Here is an 18,204-nt window from a genome sequence, read left to right as displayed (position 1 = left end):
CAATTGATTAACATTTTGAATAATTTCTTTACATAAAATTAGCGTAACCTTTATAAACAAAGACATAAAAGGTTCGTAAACATGAAAACGCATAAATCTTTGATGGTTTCCTGTTTATCCGTTTTATCAATTACTCTTTTTGTTCAGCATGCACAAGCTGCTGCTGCATTTGACCCAAATGGTTCTTGGATGTTGGGTGATTGGAACGGGCAACGTACAGCGTTGCAAGCACAAGGTTATGATTTTTCTTTTGGATATACCGGTGAATATGCCGGTATTTTAGATTCCAAACAAACATCTACACACGGTAGTGCTTATACAGGGCAACTTGCTTTAGGTTCTCATTTGGACCTAGGTAAAATTTTAGGGTGGCAAGATACAGAAGCTCAAATCACATTAACTTATCGTGATGGGCAATCGCTTTCTGAACATTCTCCAGCATTGGCTGGGCACCAAAGTTCTGTTCAAGAAGTGTGGGGCCGTGAACAAACTTGGCGTTTAACAGATTTATGGATCAAGAAAAAATTCCTTGATCAGAAGTTAGATGTTAAAGTGGGCCGTTTTGGTGAGGGTGAAGACTTTAATAGTTTTGACTGTGATTTCCAGAACTTGGCACTTTGTGGTTCACAAGTGGGTAACTGGGTAGGCGATCAGTGGTATAACTGGCCAGTTAGCCAATGGGCAATGCGTGTCAAATATAACTTGCAACCTGATTTATATACACAAGTGGGTGTATATGAATATAACCCTGAAAACTTGGAACGTGGCAAAGGCTTCAACCTAAGTACAGATGGTTCTCACGGTGCAATTATTCCAGCAGAAGTAGTTTGGTCACCTAAACTAGGTGTGCAAAGCATGCCTGGTGAATACCGTTTAGGTTATTACTATAGTACTGCCGATGCCAAAGAAATTGCAGATTCAACTAAAACATCTCATAAGCAAGGTGTTTGGGTAACTGCAAAACAGAAATTATTCCAGCCAGCTGATCAAACTGACCGTGGTTTAACAGGGTTTGTGAACCTAACTTTCCACGACTCAGATACCAACAAAGTTGATAACATGCAAAATATAGGCTTAGTCTATAAAGGTTTGCTCAATCAACGTCCTCAAGATGAGTTGGCACTTGGTGTTGCTCGTATCCATATCAATGATGATTGGAGCGATGTTCAAGCCAAAGAATACGACACCGAATATAATACCGAGCTTTACTATGGTATTCATGCCACTAACTGGCTAACTATTCGTCCAAATGTGCAATATGTTCGTCATGTTGGTGCATTAAAAAATGGTGATAACACTTGGGTAGGCGGTATTAAGTTCTCAACTGCATTCTAAGTAATTATTCCGAAAACGGATTGTCGAGGGCTAAATCATTGATTGAAGTATCCTGACCTTCCGTTTTTTTCTTTATGCCTGAATTTTGTTTTAGACGTATTGGTGATGTCATTTTTCTATAAGTTTTTTGGCACATCTTTCCGATAAAAATGATGATTGATAAGAGGTGGTTTATGAATCAACCTTCTTCAAGATCAGGTTTAACGACTTTTACCGTAATTATTATTGGGTTATTGGCGTTATTCCTGCTAATTGGAGGTATTTGGCTCGCTACACTAGGCGGTTCAATTTACTATATTGTAGCTGGAGTCTTACTTCTCATTGTTGCATGGCAACTCTACAAGCGCGCTTCTGCTGCTTTATGGGTTTATGCCGCATTAATGCTAGGTACTATTATCTGGAGTGTCTGGGAAGTTGGAACAGACTTTTGGGCGCTTGCACCACGTTTAGATATTTTAGGTATTCTTGGTTTATGGTTATTGGTTCCGGCTGTAACTCGTGGAATCAACAACCTTGGATCAAGTAAAGTTGCCTTATCTTCAACTTTAGCAATTGCAATCGTGTTGATGGTTTATTCTATCTTCAATGATCCGCAAGAAATTAATGGTGAAATCAAGACACCTCAACCAGAAACTGCTCAAGCCGTTCCAGGTGTTGCAGAGAGCGACTGGCCTGCTTATGGTCGTACTCAAGCTGGTGAACGTTATTCTCCATTGAAACAGATTAATGACCAGAACGTAAAAGATCTGAAAGTTGCCTGGACATTCCGTACTGGTGATTTCAAAACAGATAATGACTCTGGCGAAACAACCAATCAGGTTACACCAATTAAAATTGGTAATAACATGTTTATCTGTACGGCTCACCAGCAATTAATTGCGATTGACCCAGCTACAGGTAAAGAAAAATGGCGTTTTGATCCGAAGCTTAAAACGGATAAATCGTTCCAGCATTTAACTTGTCGTGGTGTAATGTATTACGATGCAAACAACACAACTGAATTTGCGACAAGCTTACAAACTAAAAAGTCGACTTCAACTCAATGTCCACGTAAAGTCTTTGTTCCAGTCAATGATGGACGTTTAGTTGCTGTAAATGCTGACACAGGTAAAGCATGTACTGACTTTGGTCAAAATGGTGAAGTGAATTTACAAGAATTCATGCCATATGCTTATCCAGGTGGTTATAACCCAACATCTCCAGGTGTTGTTACTGGTTCAACAGTGGTTATTGCCGGTTCAGTTACCGACAACTATTCAAATAAAGAGCCATCAGGTGTTATCCGTGGATATGACGTAAACACTGGTAAGCTTCTTTGGGTATTTGATACTGGTGCAGCAGATCCAAATGCAATGCCAGGTGAAGGTACAACCTTTGTTCATAACTCACCAAATGCTTGGGCACCTTTAGCATACGATGCCAAACTTGATATCGTTTATGTTCCAACAGGTGTAGGTACTCCAGATATCTGGGGTGGTGACCGTACCGAGTTGAAAGAACGTTATGCGAACTCTATGTTAGCGATTAACGCTTCAACAGGTAAATTGATTTGGAACTTCCAGACAACCCATCACGATTTATGGGATATGGACGTACCGTCACAACCATCTTTGGCAGATATTAAAGACAAATCTGGTAAAACTGTTCCAGCAATTTATGTCTTGACCAAAACAGGTAATGCCTTTGTTCTTGATCGTCGTAATGGTCAGCCAATTGTTCCTGTAACTGAGAAACCAGTTCCACAAACAGTTAAACGCGGACCACAGACTAAAGGTGAGCATTATTCAAAAACTCAGCCATTCTCTGATTTGAACTTGGCACCACAAGATAAATTGACTGATAAAGATATGTGGGGTGCCACTATGCTTGATCAGCTCATGTGTCGTGTGTCATTCAAACGCCTCAATTACGATGGTATTTATACGCCACCATCTGAAAACGGTACTTTAGTTTTCCCTGGTAATTTAGGTGTGTTTGAATGGGGCGGTATGTCAGTTAACCCTGACCGTCAAGTTGCTGTAATGAACCCGATTGGTCTGCCATTCGTGAGTCGTTTAATTCCTGCTGATCCAAACCGTGCGCAAACTGCAAAAGGTGCGGGAACTGAGCAGGGTGTACAGCCAATGTATGGCGTACCTTATGGTGTTGAAATCAGCGCATTCTTATCTCCACTTGGTTTACCTTGTAAACAACCTGCTTGGGGATATGTTGCTGGCGTAGATTTGAAAACTCATGAAGTCGTTTGGAAAAAACGTATTGGTACAATTCGTGACAGTTTACCGAACTTGTTCCAGTTACCAGCTGTAAAAATTGGTGTTCCTGGTTTAGGTGGTTCTATTTCTACCGCAGGTAATGTCATGTTTGTTGGTGCAACTCAAGATAACTACATCCGTGCGTTTAACGTAACGAATGGTGAGAAACTTTGGGAAGCGCGTTTACCAGCAGGTGGACAAGCAACACCAATGACTTATGAAATTAATGGTAAACAATATGTTGTAATTATGGCCGGTGGTCATGGTTCATTTGGTACAAAAATGGGCGACTATTTAGTGGCTTATGCATTACCAGATAACAAATAAAAGTTTGCTATCAAAAAAGCCCGGATTTATCTGGGCTTTTTTTATGTCAATTTAGATTAAAGCTTATCAATAAAACCGTTATTAAATATGCAAAAAAAGCATTTTATTGATGAATAAAAGCTCGCTATGCTATCCGCCTTAATAATGAATCTACTAGCCATACGCCATGTATTTATATACCGATTTCGATCAGCAGCTGATTAATCAACGAGTTGCTCAGTTCCGCGATCAGACAGAGCGCTATTTAGCGGGCAAACTTTCTGAAGATGAATACCGCCCATTACGTTTGCAAAATGGTTTATATGTGCAACGTTATGCACCAATGCTACGTATTGCTGTGCCGTATGGCTTAATGAACTCAAAACAATTACGTAAAATTGCTGAAGTATCAACTCAATATGACCGTGGCTATGCACACGTATCTACGCGTCAAAATATTCAGCTAAACTGGCCTGCACTTGAAGATGTGCCAGAAATTTTAGCTGAACTCGCAACTGTACAAATGCATGCCATTCAAACCAGTGGTAACTGTATTCGTAACACGACTACTGACCAGTATGCAGGTGTAGTTGCAGGTGAAATTGCTGATCCACGCCCAACATGTGAATTGATTCGTCAGTGGAGTACATTCCACCCGGAATTTGCATTCTTACCACGTAAATTTAAAATTGCCGTTTCTGCACTTGAAGAAAAAGACCGTGCAGCAACAGCATTCCACGATATTGGTGTGTATATCGTGCGTAATGAAGCAGGCGAGATGGGCTACAAAATCATGGTGGGTGGTGGTTTAGGCCGTACTCCGATTATTGGTAGTGTCATTCGTGAGTTTTTACCACGTGAAGATTTAATTGCTTATTTAGAAGCAGTTTTACGTGTTTATAACTTACATGGCCGTCGTGATAACAAGTATAAGGCGCGTATCAAAATCTTGGTTAAAGCATTAACGCCTGAAGTATTTGCACAGAAAGTTGAAGCTGAATTTGAACACACACGTGAAACATTAAAAATTCAGCCAGAAATCTTGAAAAAATTAGACGAAGAGTTCACGCCGTTTGATTATCAAGATTTAGAAGATGAAGACTTTACAGCTTTATTTGCTGAGCATCCAAAATTCAAACAATGGTTCAATATCAATACGCATGCACATAAAGTAAAGGGCTATCGTATTGTTACGATCTCTTTAAAACGTGCAGGCATCGCACCGGGCGATATGACCACTGAAGAAATGAACTTCATTGCAGATCTCGCTGATAAATATACGTTTGGTGAACTTCGTACGACTCACGAACAAAACATTGCTTTAGCAGATGTACCTCAAAAAGATTTGTTCGATGTATGGCAAGCGCTTGAACAACACAACATGGCTCGTGCGCATATCGGCTTTATTACCGATATTATTAGCTGCCCGGGTGGTGATTTCTGTTCACTTGCAAATGCGAAATCAATTCCTATTGCTGAAGCGATTACACGCCGTTTTGAAGATTTAGATAAAGTTTATGATCTTGGTCATTTAGACTTAAATATTTCTGGCTGTATGAATGCTTGTGGCCACCACCATGTGGGGAACATCGGTATTTTAGGTGTAGATAAAAAAGGCGCTGAGTTCTATCAAATTACATTAGGTGGTAATTCAGACCATGATGCTTCAATTGGTGACATCTTAGGACCATCATTTGCAGCAGAAGCCGTGCCTGATGTCATTGAAGAAGTATTAAATACGTATCTTGATTTACGTATTGAAGGTGAGCGTTTTGTTGATACATATCGCCGTGTAGGAATTCAACCATTTAAGGAGCGTGCATATGCTTAATACAGCTCTACCTGTGCTTTATAAAGATGGCACGATTGCAGATAATACTTATCAAATCATTGCTGAAGATGGTGTGATTCCTCAAGGTGACGTTGTTTTAACAACAGCACAGCTCGATCAACTGGCGAACGTTCAAGGTAAAAAAGCTTTGTATGTGACTGTGAACGATTCACCAGAAGATCATACATTTCCATTAAGTGAACTTGATGCAATTTTTATTGAGTTCGCAGGTTTCGGAGATGGGCGAGGTTATTCATTCGCTGCATTATTACGTCGCCAAGGTTTCCAAGGTGAACTACGTGCAACAGGTGATGTATTTAAGGATGTCTTAAATTATTTAAAACGTTCAGGTTTTGATAGTTTTGTCATCAAAGAAGGTAAAGATGTGCAAGAAGCTGCTGCTGGTTTGCAAGACTTTACTCACCCTTATCAAGCTTCAACAGCTGTGCCAAAAGCAAGTTATCAAACTGGTGCTTAAATAGCTTCTAAGTGAAAAGGCTGAACTCAGGTTCAGCTTTTTTTATAAATAATTTTTTTAATAACTGAATTGAAGAATAAAAATGTTCGCTTTAATTTCAAAAATAAATCCTGGCGCTTGGTGGTTAATATTCGCTATTGCAACGGATGTACTTTCAACCTTTTATTCGGCTAAAGGCAATGGATTAGTTAATAAAACTGCTCAGGGGATTGCTCTAGTTTTATATATTATCTCTTTTGCATGTGCTGCTATTGCTTTGAAATATATGCAAGCTGGAATTTTATATGTGTTGTGGTCTGGGGTGGGGGTATTGGCGACCGCTTTTCTCGCAAAGATTTTTCTTGGGCAAAACATTGATGTAGCAGGATGGATTGGGATTGGTTTTATTACAGTCGGCTTAATGATTATTGCGCAATACTCTAATATCGATGTTTAAAGCCCTTATAGAAACATTGAGATCTCTATAAGGGCTAAAGATTTAAGTATCTAACTGGCAGTTAACCATCCACTTGACACCAAATTGATCAGTAAAAGCACCGTATAAAGCGCCCCAGAACGTTTTTTCTAGTGGCATTTCAATTTTGCCATTTACAGATAAGGCATCAAAAAGTTGTTTTGCCTTTTCTTGCTCATCTTTTTCAAGGTTAATTGCAATGTAATGATTATTGCCCTGAGTAAATACACTATTTGGTGTACAGAATTGATCAATGACATCTGATGCCATGAGTACAGTGTATTCGTTAATCGGCAGGGAAACATGAAGCACTAAATTTTTTTGAGCTTCCGATAACGTGACACCGTCATGAGGCGGCATATCGCTATAGCGGCTCAGCATGGCAAATTCACCGCCGAATACTGATTTATAAAAATTAAAAGCTTGCTCTGCCTGGCCTTGAAAATTGAGATAGTGATTGAGTTGCATTGTTATTGTCCATTGTTGTTTTCATTTAGAAGAATAAGTTAAAACGGAAAAGAGATTTTGTGGGTCATTTTTTGTAGTTTTTTCATAAAAAATCCCACCGAAGTGGGATTTTAAAAAAAGCTTTAATTAAAGAATTTCGATGGCAACAGCTGTTGCTTCACCACCGCCGATGCAAAGAGCAGCGACACCCTTTTTACCACCAGTACGTTTAAGCGCATGAATAAGCGTAAGAATAATACGAGAGCCTGTCGATCCTACAGGGTGACCAAGTGCACATGCCCCACCATGAATATTGACTTTTTCTGGATCAAGTTTGAAATCATCAATTGGGCACATCGTTACCATAGCAAAAGCTTCATTAATTTCCCAAAGGTCAACGTCCTGAGCATTCCAACCTGCTTTTTTAAGTACTTTTTCAATAGCGCCAACAGGAGCAATTGTAAATTCTGAAGGATGTTGAGAATTTGACGCAGTGGCTATGATTTTTGCAAGTGGCTGTAAGCCGCGCTGTGCTGCAACTTCACTCGATGTTAAAACTAGTGCAGAAGCACCATCAGAAATAGAACTCGCGTTTGCAGCAGTAATTGTACCGTCTTTTGCAAAAGCTGGTTTAAGTGATGGGATTTTATCAATCTTGGCATTTAAAGGTTGTTCATCCTGATCGACAATGACATCACCTTTACGGGTAGAAACAGTAACAGGTACAATTTCATCTTTGAAGTAGCCTTCAGTAATCGCAGTTTGAGCACGTTTTAAAGAGCGAATTGCAAAGTCATCCATTTGCTCACGAGTATAACCACGTGTATTTGCCATATCTTGAGCAAATGAACCCATTAAACGACCAGTTTCAGCATCTTCTAAACCATCAAAGAACATATGGTCTTTAATTTCACCGTGGCCCATACGGTATCCTGCACGTGCTTTGGGTAAGACATAAGGTGCATTGGTCATCGACTCCATACCACCGGCAACTACAATTTCAGCACTTCCTGCTTTAATCATATCAGCCGCTTGCATTACCGCCTTCATACCTGAACCACAAAGCTTATTAATTGTCACAGCTCCTGTTGAATCAGGTAAACCTGCTTTACGCATGGCTTGACGAGCAGGGCCTTGCTTTAAACCCGCTGGTAGTACGCAACCCATAATGACTTCTTCGACATCTGTAGGCTGTAAACCTGCTCGTGCGATTGCTTCTTTAATTGTTACCGCTCCTAATTCAGGAGCAGTTAGTCCTGATAGTGATCCTTGAAAACCACCCATAGCAGTACGAGCACCATTAACAATTACGATGTCAGTCATTGTTGTAATCTCCGATTGTTCTTAATCTCAAAATAAGAAATGTTTAAAACCTAAGCAGTATATTGCAAAATGAAGAACGGGTTAGCTTCTGCATTAGACTGTAGAGTTCTAACAATTTTTAAGCTCTTCTAAGCGCACATGGCCCATTTTGCTAAGAATTAATTTAAAGTTTTTAAGCTGGTCATAAGAACAATAGATAAAACTGCCATTCGACTCGATGGGTAGTCCAGAACTACCTTGAAAAATAATACTATTTTGTTTTTTTCCAAAACGTTGTAATTTCATAGAACCGTAGTGATGGTTAAGATCTATAGAGGTCAATAATTCTTCATTTAAATCATGCTGTAGATTACGGTTATTATCTACAAAGCTGATTACGCGGTTATCCCAATTCGTATTGCAGACCAATTGATCAGAACTTGGACAAAGAACAACATTCTTATGCCTAATAATTGCGTCATATTTGGCTTTTTGTATATGAATTGTGAGTATGCGCGGCGTATTTTTTAGTTCTACAGATGCCATAAATTGATGGTATAAAGGAATGGCTATAACTGACATAATCACAAGAATTACGAGTGTTATAGTGAGCTCAACTATAGTAAAACCAGGAGATTTAAACATTAAAAAACCTTAATATATGTATAAATAGAGCAATTTTATGTTTTCTGACAATGATTTATATTATTTTTTATAATGAGGAAACACAAAATTAAATAAGGGTTATCAGTCGGCTAGAATACTGGTAAAATCACGGTAAGCGAAACAAAGAAGTTGTTCATATTTGCTAGTTGGGTAAAAAATTACCGAATTACAACGGAAATTGTAAGTAATTTTGTCAATAATTTACTTGATTAAAATTATCAAGCACTTGGAAAGTCTATCAAGTGTTTGTATGATTCAAATGTGAATAGCTTAAAAATAATACTGGGGTAAAAAATATCTCAGGGGCCAATAAATTTAGGCTGAGCTTGAACAACAATTGTTATCTCTGGAGGATATCCATGAAATTGAGTCGTATTGCACTTGCTACTATGCTTGTTGCTGCTCCATTAGCTGCTGCTAATGCTGGCGTAACAGTTACTCCATTATTGCTTGGTTATACTTGGCAAGACAGCGAGCACAACAACAATAAATTAACTGATCATGCTGAATTGCAAGATGATTTATTTGTTGGTGCTGGTCTGGGTGTTGAGTTAACACCTTGGTTAGGTTTTGAAGCTGAATATAATCAAGTAAAAGGTGATCTTGATGGTACTGGCGTTCAAGGCGCTGAGTACAAACAGAAGACTATTGCTGGTAACTTCTATGCAACTTCTGATTTAATCACTAAAAACTATGACAGCAAATTTAAGCCATACGTATTGTTAGGTGCGGGTCAAACTAAAACTGAGTTTGATGGTATCTATGAAGACAAGAAAGATACTATCGGTAATGCCGGTGTAGGTGCTTTCTATCGCTTGAACGATGCTTTGTCTCTTCGTACAGAAGCTCGCGGTACGTATGATTTTGATGAAAAATACTGGCGCTACACTGCTCTTGCTGGCTTAAACGTAGTTCTAGGTGGTCACTTGAAGCCTGCTGCTCCTGTAGTAGAAGTTGCTCCAGTTGAACCAACTCCAGTTGCTCCACAACCACAAGAGTTAACTGAAGACCTTAACATGGAACTTCGTGTGTTCTTTGATACTAACAAATCAAACATCAAAGACCAGTACAAGCCAGAAATCGCTAAAGTTGCTGAAAAATTATCTGAATACCCTAACGCTACTGCACGTATCGAAGGTCACACAGATAACACTGGTCCACGTAAGTTAAACGAACGTTTATCTTTAGCTCGTGCTAACTCTGTTAAATCAGCTCTTGTAAACGAATACAACGTTGACGCTTCTCGTTTGTCTACTCAAGGTTTCGCTTGGGATCAACCGATTGCTGACAACAAAACTAAAGAAGGTCGTGCTATGAACCGTCGTGTATTCGCGACAATCACTGGTAGCCGTACTGTAGTAGTTCAACCTGGTCAAGAAGCGGCAGCTCCTGCAGCAGCTCAATAATTTGAGTTCTTGAACAGTAAAAAAGCGACTCGTTAGAGTCGCTTTTTTTATGGCGATTTTTAAAATATTTGGTCATTTGTAAATCTCCTGATTCATAATCTCTTCCAATCATTACTTAAAATAGTTACCAAACACCTTTCTTCAATTGCTGTTTAGTATCTTGTCTATTTCTACGATGTTGAGCACGAGGTTTTTCTGTTTCGTGCATACCACCTTTGTGAAGTAGAGGGGATAGAGCTACTTGATTACGGACCTTAATTTTCGGCATTTCTTTAATTTTCATGTCTTAACCTTTAATACATAAAACTTGTTTAAGAGTATGAACGACTTCAATGAGATCTGCTTGATTGGCTATAACCTCATCAATATCTTTATAGGCACTTGGAATTTCATCGACTACACCACTGTCTTTACGGCATTCAATCCCTTGTGTTTGTTCAATCAAGTCCTGCTGATTAAAAAGAACTTTTGCTTTGCTTCGGCTCATTTTGCGGCCAGCTCCATGAGAACAGGAACAAAAAGATTCAGGGTTTGCTTTACCTTTAACAATATACGAGCGTGCTCCCATAGAACCTGGAATAATTCCTAACTCATCTAAACCTGCTCGAATTGCCCCTTTTCTTGTAACAAAAAGGTTTTCACCAAAGTGTGTTTCTTGACTCACATAGTTATGGTGACAATTGATTGCTTCTTTCGTCATTTGAAAAGAAGGTAGAAGAGGGCGAATTGCTTCTAATATTAATCGCATCATTTCTTTACGATTTTCAAAAGCATATTCTTGAGCCCACTCTACTGCTTCTACATAATCATTAAAGCTTTGCGAGCCTTCAGCAAAATAACTTAAATCTTTATCAGGCACGTGCCCAAAGCGATGTTGTGCCTCTTTCTTGGCTAACTCAATAAAATAAGTACCTATGACGTTACCAAGACCTCGGCTGCCCGAATGGAGCATCACCCATACATCTTGATTTTCATCAATACATAACTCTATAAAGTGATTACCGCCGCCTAAAGTGCCCAGCTGTTTTTGCCATGTTGCCTCAAACTGACGAAGCATTCGGACAAGACCCGGATGCTTTTTAATAATAGGTTCTAAGCGTTTTTCAAGTGGAATAATGCTAGAAGCTTTCGCTTTGACTTGTTTGTGCAAAGCAAATCCAACCGGCACTTTCCGTTCAATGGCGTCCCGCAAGCGGCTTAAGTTATCTGGAAGTTGTGAAGCTTTCAGGCTCAAACGAATAGCATTCATTCCGCAGCCAATATCTACACCCACTGCAGCTGGAATAATGGCATGTTTAGTAGGAATGACGCTGCCTACAGTTGCACCTTTTCCAACATGCACATCAGGCATAACAGCAATATGAGAATATATAAATTGCAGTTGTGCCATTTTCTTGAGTTGTTCAATACTTTCACTATCTATGTCTTGAGTGAAAATTTTAACGGGGACACCATATTGTGCCTCTTCGTTTAATATCTTTTGTATGCCCATAATTATTCTCTTATTTATTGTCCGAATAGGCATAAAAAAACCTAGCGAATGCTAGGTCTTAAATTCGAGCATTCGGACAAGTGAATTAAATTTGTACACTTGTCCGTGAGCTGACATCGTGCCAAATCGTTACTGTGTTTTACCTTGTAGTGTTGGCATGATGTCCTCCTTTTTAAAAAGTGCCGTTGAAAATCTGAACGGCATTTTACCTGTTTTTAACTAAAGATCAAGTTTTTGACCTTTGATAAGCGCTGATTAATTACTTGAACTCAGTATTAATCTTGCTCTGGTTTTACATCCATTTGATCGTAAGGAATTAATTTAGTTTTATTTTTCCATTTGTATCCAAGCCAGATTACTAAGAATAAAGGCAAGCTGATATAAGTAGAAAGTAAGCCAATCCAGTCAATTTTACCGCCTAAAACCGCTTGGTAGTTTTGTCCTAAAATAATGACAGAACAGAGGATAAAGGCAAACCAAGGTGCGAATGGGAAAAACTTAGCGCGGTATGCAAGATCTTCTAATTTATAACCTTGAGCAATATAACCTTTACGGAAACGATAATGCGAAATTGCAATACCTAACCAGACAATGAAACCACACATTCCTGACATATTGAGGAGCCAGTTAAAGACTTGCTTTTCTCCGATAAAAGTCGTTAAGAAGCAGAATGCAGCAATGAATGTAGTTGCATATAACGCATTCATTGGAACACCACGATTATCGAGTTTTGCAAACCATTTTGGTGCACGGCCTTGTTGCGCCATATCAAATAACATACGGGTAGAAGAGTACATGCCCGAGTTACCTGCTGACAAAATAGCAGTTAGAATTACTGCATTCATTAAGCTTGCAGCAAAAGCAAAACCTACTTTTTCATAAAGTAAGGTGAAAGGAGAAAGAGCAATATTTTCTGTTGCTGCTGCTTGTAATAAGTTTGGATCATCATAGGCAATAAGGGTGCCGATAATGAAAATACACAAGATATAGAATAATAAAATTCGCCAGAAAATCTGTTTAATTGCAAGCGGAATCGTCTTCTTCGGATCTTTTGATTCACCCGCTGCAACACCTACCATCTCGGTTCCCTGAAATGAGAACCCGGCAATCATGGCTACCCCAATCATGGCTTGTAAACCACCTACGAATGGTGCCTCTTTATAAGTCCAGTTGCCAAAAGTTGCTACTCCTGGTGTCAACATAATCTTAATAATCATGGCGATACCAATAATAATAAAGGCAACAATGGCAATTACTTTAACCATGGAGAACCAGAATTCACTTTCGCCAAATCCTTTTACGGTCATCGCATTAATCATAAAGATAATGACAAGAAAAAGGGCGCTCCAATAGAATCCGGGAACATCTGGGAACCAGAATTTCATAATAAACTGTACGGCAACGAGTTCAAACGCAACCGTAATTGCCCAGTTGTACCAGTAGTTCCAGCCTAGAGCGAAACCAAAACCCTCTTCGACATAGCGACTTCCATAGGTAAAGAAAGCACCTGATGTTGGTGTGTGTGTCGCAAGTTCACCTAAACTGGTCATTAAGAAGTAAATCATAATACCAATGAGGGAGTAGGCGAGTAACGCCCCACCTGGACCTGCATTTGCAATGGTTGACCCAGAAGCAAGGAAAAGACCTGTACCAATGGAACCACCAATGGCGATCATATTCAGATGACGAGCCCCAAGCTTACGCTGGAGTTTTTCAGGAGCATGTGTTTCGCTCATGGAGATTCCTTACATAGTTTGTTATGCACAGGCATATAACACCTTAAAGCCTTGAAGATCAGTTTTAATCTCACACTGACCAAAGTGCTTCTCAATTAAGATCGGATAGTTTAAAAAACGGTTCGCTACAATCCATAGCTCACCTGATGCCTTTAAATGTTTTTTAGCGTTCTGGCAGAGTCCTTCACTTGCATCATAGTTGGTATGAATACCCTGATGGAAGGGAGGATTACTGACAATGGCATCAAGTTCTGTTGGGGCGTCTGCAATTCCTGTAACAGGCTGCAATCTCAACTGGTCTGAACCTATTCCATTTCGACTAAAAGTCATTTCCGTTGACTGTAAAGCGAAGGCATCAATATCTAGGGCATGGATAATATTACTTGAATTTGCTTTTGCCAAATAGCAACTGATAATTCCAGCTCCACACCCGAAGTCGGCAATTCTACCTGATTTCACTTGATTTAGATAAGGGAGTAAAACAGCAGTTCCGACATCTAAATGAGTTTGGCTGAAAACGCCAGGTAGGGCACAAATGGTAAGTTCTTGCTCATTTACTTGAACAGTATAGGTTTTTAACCAGCTTTCAAGAGGTTTGATCTTTTCAATTTTCTCAATTTTTAAATGCCATAATTGACAATGTCGGGCACTATCAAGTTTAAGTATTTTGCCAAAGCCTTGTAGTTGTTTGGCAGCTCTTTCAACACCACCTTTTTTTTCACCTACTAAAAAAACTGATTGGTCAGTTTTCAGATGGCTCATCACTACATGCAATATATAGTTTAAAAGCTCTTTTGATTTTGGAACAAAAATTATAGCCTGATCAAATTCTTGTGATGGAAACTCAACCGAGAAATGAGCTGTTGCGCCTGCATTTACAAAACCCTGATAGTCAGCATAATTCCATGTCCAGACTGATGCATCAATCTCAGTTGGTAATTGACTGACTAGGGCGTCATTCGGTGCATTAATTAACAAGACCCTACCTTTTAAATAGTCTTGTTGTCTTAATATCACTTCACTTCTAGGGTCCATGTACATCTCTCATGAAGAAGAATGCCCAGTGAAAACTGGGCAGTAATCAAAATTAAAATTGGTTATTTATGTGTTTCTGGGAGTACAACATTTAAAATTAATGCTGCAATACCGCCTGTTGCTACGCCGGAACTAAAAATATTTTTAAATAATTCTGGCAGATGCTCCAAAATTTGTGGCACCTGAGCAACACCCAAGCCTAATGCAAGTGAAATCGCAATAATTAAAAGAGCACGGCGGTCTAAATGAATTGATGAAAGAATATTAATACCTGAGGCAGCAACAGCGCCGAACATTACCATAACTGCTCCACCTAATACGGCTTGTGGAACAGCTTGTATTACCCCAGCTACAGCAGGGAAGAGACCTAATAAAATGAGTAAAGCAGCAATCCAGATTCCTACATAACGACTTGCTACGCCAGTTAATTGGATAACACCATTATTTTGGGCAAACACGGAGCTTGGGAAAGTATTGAATAGGCCAGCAAGTAGTGAATTTGCACCATTTACTAACACACCACCCTTAATACGTTGCATCCACTGAGGACCATCTACAGGTTGGTTTGATAGTTTACTGGTTGCCGTTACGTCACCAATTGCTTCTAAAGACGTAACCAAATAAATAAATGCCATTGGAATAAATAAGCCCCATGAGAAGCTTAAGCCAAAATGCATCGGTGTCGGAATTTGAATCACGGGCGCATCTTTTAGACCAGAGAAGTCTAGATATCCCATAAAGCCGGCAAGAATGTAGCCAATCACTAAAGCAATTAAAATAGCTGAACTTTTAATCCAGACAATACGAATACGGTTTAGGACAATAATAATAGCAAGAACCGTACACGACATTATAAGGTTATCAGCACTGGCAAAAGTATGGTCCTGCATGGCTTGATAACCACCGCCCATACTAATCAAACCTTCTTTAATGAGCGTTAGACCAATCAGGAGTACCACAATACCTGTCACAAGGGGAGTAATTAGCTTTTTTACCCATGGGAGAATTTGTGATACGCCCATTTCAATAAATGAACCTGCAATCACAACACCAAAAATAGCAGCCATAACTTGATTGACTGGTGTACCTGCAGCAACCATTGCACTGCCAATACCGATAATCGGGCCAATAAAGTTAAAACTTGTACCTTGAACAATAAGTAAGCCTGCACCAAACGGACCAACTTTTTTACATTGTAAGAAAGTCGCGATTCCTGAAATGACCAAAGACATTGATAAAATCATATTGGTTTCATTTCGTGGAACGCCTAATGCTAAGCAAATTAGAAGCCCGGGAGTAACAATCGGGACAATAATTGCAAGCAAATGTTGAAAGGCTGCCAAAAAAGCCACGAAGGGTTTTGGTCGGTCATCTAGTCCATAAACGAGGTCAAGACGGTCTTGTGATGGTTGATTGGACATGGGAGTAAATACGCCGCAATTTCGCAAATTGGCGCTATTCTAATCGAGATACCTATCTTTACAAAACGAAATACAGACTATTGGAAAATTTTTTTGTCAATGTCAATAAACTGTCACTACTCAAGAGTAGTGTTTTTCTGTATAATTTGCCCTCAAATTTTAGGCGTTTCGAATTTTCATGTCAGATATCAAAAATCTCCGTAATATCGCAATTATTGCGCACGTCGACCACGGGAAAACCACACTTGTCGATAAACTACTTCAGCAATCAGGTGCTCTCGGTGACCGAGCAGGCGAGATTGAGCGTGTCATGGACTCGAATGCGCTTGAAAGTGAACGTGGTATTACCATCTTAGCGAAAAACACCGCTATTACTTGGTTAGACAAACGTACAGATACAACTTACCGTATCAACATCGTGGATACCCCGGGACACGCCGACTTCGGTGGTGAAGTAGAACGTGTAATGTCGATGGTTGACTGCGTACTACTTCTTGTTGACTCACAAGAAGGCCCAATGCCACAAACTCGCTTTGTGACTCAAAAAGCCTTTGCCCGTGGTTTAAAACCAATCGTGATTATCAACAAAGTTGACAAGCCAAGTGCGCGTCCAGACTGGGTAATCGATCAAGTGTTTGATTTGTTTGATAACCTTGGCGCAACTGATGAGCAACTTGATTTCCCAATCGTTTATGCATCAGGTTTACGTGGTGTAGCGGGTCCTGCTCCTGAAGAGCTTGCAGAAGACATGACTCCGTTGTTCGAAACGATTGTAGACATCGTTGAGCCACCAGCTGTTGATGTTGATGGTCCATTCCAAATGCAGATTTCATCACTTGACTATAACAGCTTCGTAGGTGTTATTGGTGTTGGTCGTATTCAACGTGGTTCTGTAAAACTAAATACTCCTGTTACTGTAATTGACAAAGAAGGCAATACACGTAACGGCCGTATCTTAAAAATCATGGGTTACCATGGTTTAGAGCGTATTGATGTTGATTCTGCATCTGCAGGCGATATCGTATGTATTACTGGTATTGATGCACTTAACATTTCTGACACGATTTGTGATCCGAAAAACGTTGAAGCATTACCACCTTTATCTGTAGATGAGCCTACAGTGTCTATGACTTTCCAAGTAAACAACTCTCCGTTTGCTGGTAAAGAAGGTAAATTCGTAACTTCACGTAATATTCGTGAGCGTCTTGACCGCGAATTAATTCACAACGTAGCTTTACGTGTTGAAGATACTGACAGTCCAGACCGTTTCAAAGTATCTGGCCGTGGTGAACTTCACCTTTCAGTTTTAATTGAAAACATGCGTCGTGAAGGCTTCGAATTAGGTGTATCACGTCCGCAAGTAATCATTAAAGAAATTGATGGTGAAAAACAAGAACCTTACGAAAACGTAACGTTTGACGTTGAAGAGCAGCACCAAGGCGCTGTAATGGAACAAATGGGTCACCGTAAAGGTGAAATGACCAATATGGAAGTTGACGGTAAAGGCCGTATCCGTATTGAAGCAACTGTTCCTTCACGTGGCTTAATTGGTTTCCGTTCTGAATTCTTAACCATGACCTCTGGTACTGGTATTATGACTTCAAGCTTCTCGCATTATGGTCCTCTTAAACAAGGTACTGTTGCGAAGCGTCAAAACGGTGTGTTGATTTCTATGGTTCAAGGTACATGCTTGGGCTATGCATTATTCAGCTTACAAGACCGTGGTCGTTTATTCGCTAAACCACAGTTAGAAGTTTACGAAGGTATGATCGTAGGTATTAACTCTCGTTCAGACGATATGGTTGTAAACCCAACTAAAGCGAAACAGTTAACTAACGTTCGTGCGTCTGGTACTGATGATGCTTTAACTTTAACACCTGCAATTGAATTCACGCTTGAACAAGCTCTTGAATTTATTGAAGATGACGAGTTAGTAGAAGTTACTCCAAAATCAATTCGTATCCGTAAGCGTTACTTGACTGAAAATGAACGCAAACGTAACCGTGATAAATAATTTTTCTTAAATAAAAAAGAAAAACCGCT

Annotated in this window: 15 protein-coding genes; 7 read left to right on the top strand and 8 right to left on the bottom strand. The window is 39.6% G+C overall.

Annotation, left to right across the window (positions count from 1 at the left end; genetic code table 11):
- Nucleotides 1-102 precede the first annotated feature (102 nt).
- From KNQ97_RS07685 to KNQ97_RS07665, 5 genes are all read left to right on the top strand, one after another.
- Nucleotides 103-1,335: a carbohydrate porin gene (locus KNQ97_RS07685; RefSeq protein WP_079377343.1), complete on the top strand. Its 1,233-nt coding sequence runs from the start codon at nucleotides 103-105 to the stop codon at nucleotides 1,333-1,335.
- Nucleotides 1,336-1,508: 173 nt separating this feature from the next.
- The gene (locus KNQ97_RS07680) at nucleotides 1,509-3,914 is read left to right on the top strand and encodes a glucose/quinate/shikimate family membrane-bound PQQ-dependent dehydrogenase (RefSeq protein WP_001075596.1); all 2,406 of its coding nucleotides are present in this window, start codon (nucleotides 1,509-1,511) and stop codon (nucleotides 3,912-3,914) included.
- 166 nt (nucleotides 3,915-4,080) lie between these two features.
- Nucleotides 4,081-5,724, top strand: coding sequence for a nitrite/sulfite reductase (locus KNQ97_RS07675; RefSeq protein ID WP_000281764.1), 1,644 nt, complete (start codon nucleotides 4,081-4,083; stop codon nucleotides 5,722-5,724).
- The gene (locus tag KNQ97_RS07670) at nucleotides 5,717-6,202 is read left to right on the top strand and encodes a DUF934 domain-containing protein (protein WP_000935250.1); all 486 of its coding nucleotides are present in this window, start codon (nucleotides 5,717-5,719) and stop codon (nucleotides 6,200-6,202) included. Before KNQ97_RS07675 ends, KNQ97_RS07670 begins: the two co-directional genes overlap by 8 nt.
- A gap of 82 nt (nucleotides 6,203-6,284) precedes the next feature.
- Nucleotides 6,285-6,638 carry a multidrug efflux SMR transporter gene (locus tag KNQ97_RS07665; RefSeq protein ID WP_000457783.1) on the top strand — a complete coding sequence of 118 codons (354 nt, stop codon included), beginning with the start codon at nucleotides 6,285-6,287 and terminating at the stop codon, nucleotides 6,636-6,638.
- Between the two features lie 42 nt (nucleotides 6,639-6,680).
- Here KNQ97_RS07665 and KNQ97_RS07660 read toward each other — a convergent pair whose 3' ends face one another.
- The 3 genes from KNQ97_RS07660 to KNQ97_RS07650 all read right to left on the bottom strand — a co-directional run bounded on the left by KNQ97_RS07660 (nucleotide 6,681) and on the right by KNQ97_RS07650 (nucleotide 9,050).
- Complete coding sequence (locus KNQ97_RS07660; protein WP_001176580.1) at nucleotides 6,681-7,124, bottom strand: VOC family protein; 444 nt, start codon at nucleotides 7,122-7,124, stop codon at nucleotides 6,681-6,683.
- Between the two features lie 126 nt (nucleotides 7,125-7,250).
- On the bottom strand, nucleotides 7,251-8,426 hold the full coding sequence (locus KNQ97_RS07655) for a thiolase family protein (RefSeq protein ID WP_000129968.1): 1,176 nt from the start codon (nucleotides 8,424-8,426) through the stop codon (nucleotides 7,251-7,253).
- Between the two features lie 108 nt (nucleotides 8,427-8,534).
- Complete coding sequence (locus KNQ97_RS07650) at nucleotides 8,535-9,050, bottom strand: GspH/FimT family pseudopilin (RefSeq protein ID WP_000477151.1); 516 nt, start codon at nucleotides 9,048-9,050, stop codon at nucleotides 8,535-8,537.
- A 380-nt stretch (nucleotides 9,051-9,430) separates the two neighbouring features.
- On the opposite strand from KNQ97_RS07650, the gene omp38 reads away from it, so the two are divergent.
- Nucleotides 9,431-10,477 (top strand): outer membrane protein Omp38, encoded by a 1,047-nt coding sequence (gene omp38 / locus KNQ97_RS07645; RefSeq protein ID WP_216117116.1) that lies wholly within the window; start codon nucleotides 9,431-9,433, stop codon nucleotides 10,475-10,477.
- A 124-nt stretch (nucleotides 10,478-10,601) separates the two neighbouring features.
- Here omp38 and KNQ97_RS07640 read toward each other — a convergent pair whose 3' ends face one another.
- The 5 genes from KNQ97_RS07640 to KNQ97_RS07620 form a co-directional block, all read right to left on the bottom strand.
- The gene (locus KNQ97_RS07640; RefSeq protein WP_162138624.1) at nucleotides 10,602-10,745 is read right to left on the bottom strand and encodes a hypothetical protein; all 144 of its coding nucleotides are present in this window, start codon (nucleotides 10,743-10,745) and stop codon (nucleotides 10,602-10,604) included.
- A gap of 18 nt (nucleotides 10,746-10,763) precedes the next feature.
- Nucleotides 10,764-11,969, bottom strand: a complete 1,206-nt coding sequence (locus KNQ97_RS07635) for an RtcB family protein (protein WP_000512701.1) — start codon at nucleotides 11,967-11,969, stop codon at nucleotides 10,764-10,766.
- Between the two features lie 275 nt (nucleotides 11,970-12,244).
- On the bottom strand, nucleotides 12,245-13,705 hold the full coding sequence (locus KNQ97_RS07630) for an amino acid permease (protein WP_000004971.1): 1,461 nt from the start codon (nucleotides 13,703-13,705) through the stop codon (nucleotides 12,245-12,247).
- A gap of 21 nt (nucleotides 13,706-13,726) precedes the next feature.
- A complete protein-coding gene (locus KNQ97_RS07625) occupies nucleotides 13,727-14,740 on the bottom strand; it encodes a methyltransferase (RefSeq protein ID WP_253612031.1) in 1,014 nt (337 codons plus the stop codon).
- A 62-nt stretch (nucleotides 14,741-14,802) separates the two neighbouring features.
- Entirely contained in the window at nucleotides 14,803-16,161 is a 1,359-nt protein-coding gene (locus KNQ97_RS07620) for a uracil-xanthine permease family protein (RefSeq protein WP_000070856.1), read from the bottom strand.
- Nucleotides 16,162-16,339: 178 nt separating this feature from the next.
- Here KNQ97_RS07620 and typA point away from each other — a divergent pair, with 178 nt between their 5' ends.
- Entirely contained in the window at nucleotides 16,340-18,175 is a 1,836-nt protein-coding gene (gene typA, locus KNQ97_RS07615) for a translational GTPase TypA (protein WP_001280092.1), read from the top strand.
- The last annotated feature ends 29 nt before the right edge of the window (nucleotides 18,176-18,204 follow it).

This window comes from Acinetobacter sp. UC24323 (assembly GCF_024151445.1).
In the GTDB taxonomy this organism is placed as follows: Bacteria; Pseudomonadota; Gammaproteobacteria; order Pseudomonadales; family Moraxellaceae; genus Acinetobacter; species Acinetobacter baumannii.
The sequence above is the reverse complement of the archived record's forward strand: the minus strand, read 5'-3'. Positions and strand labels throughout refer to the sequence as shown.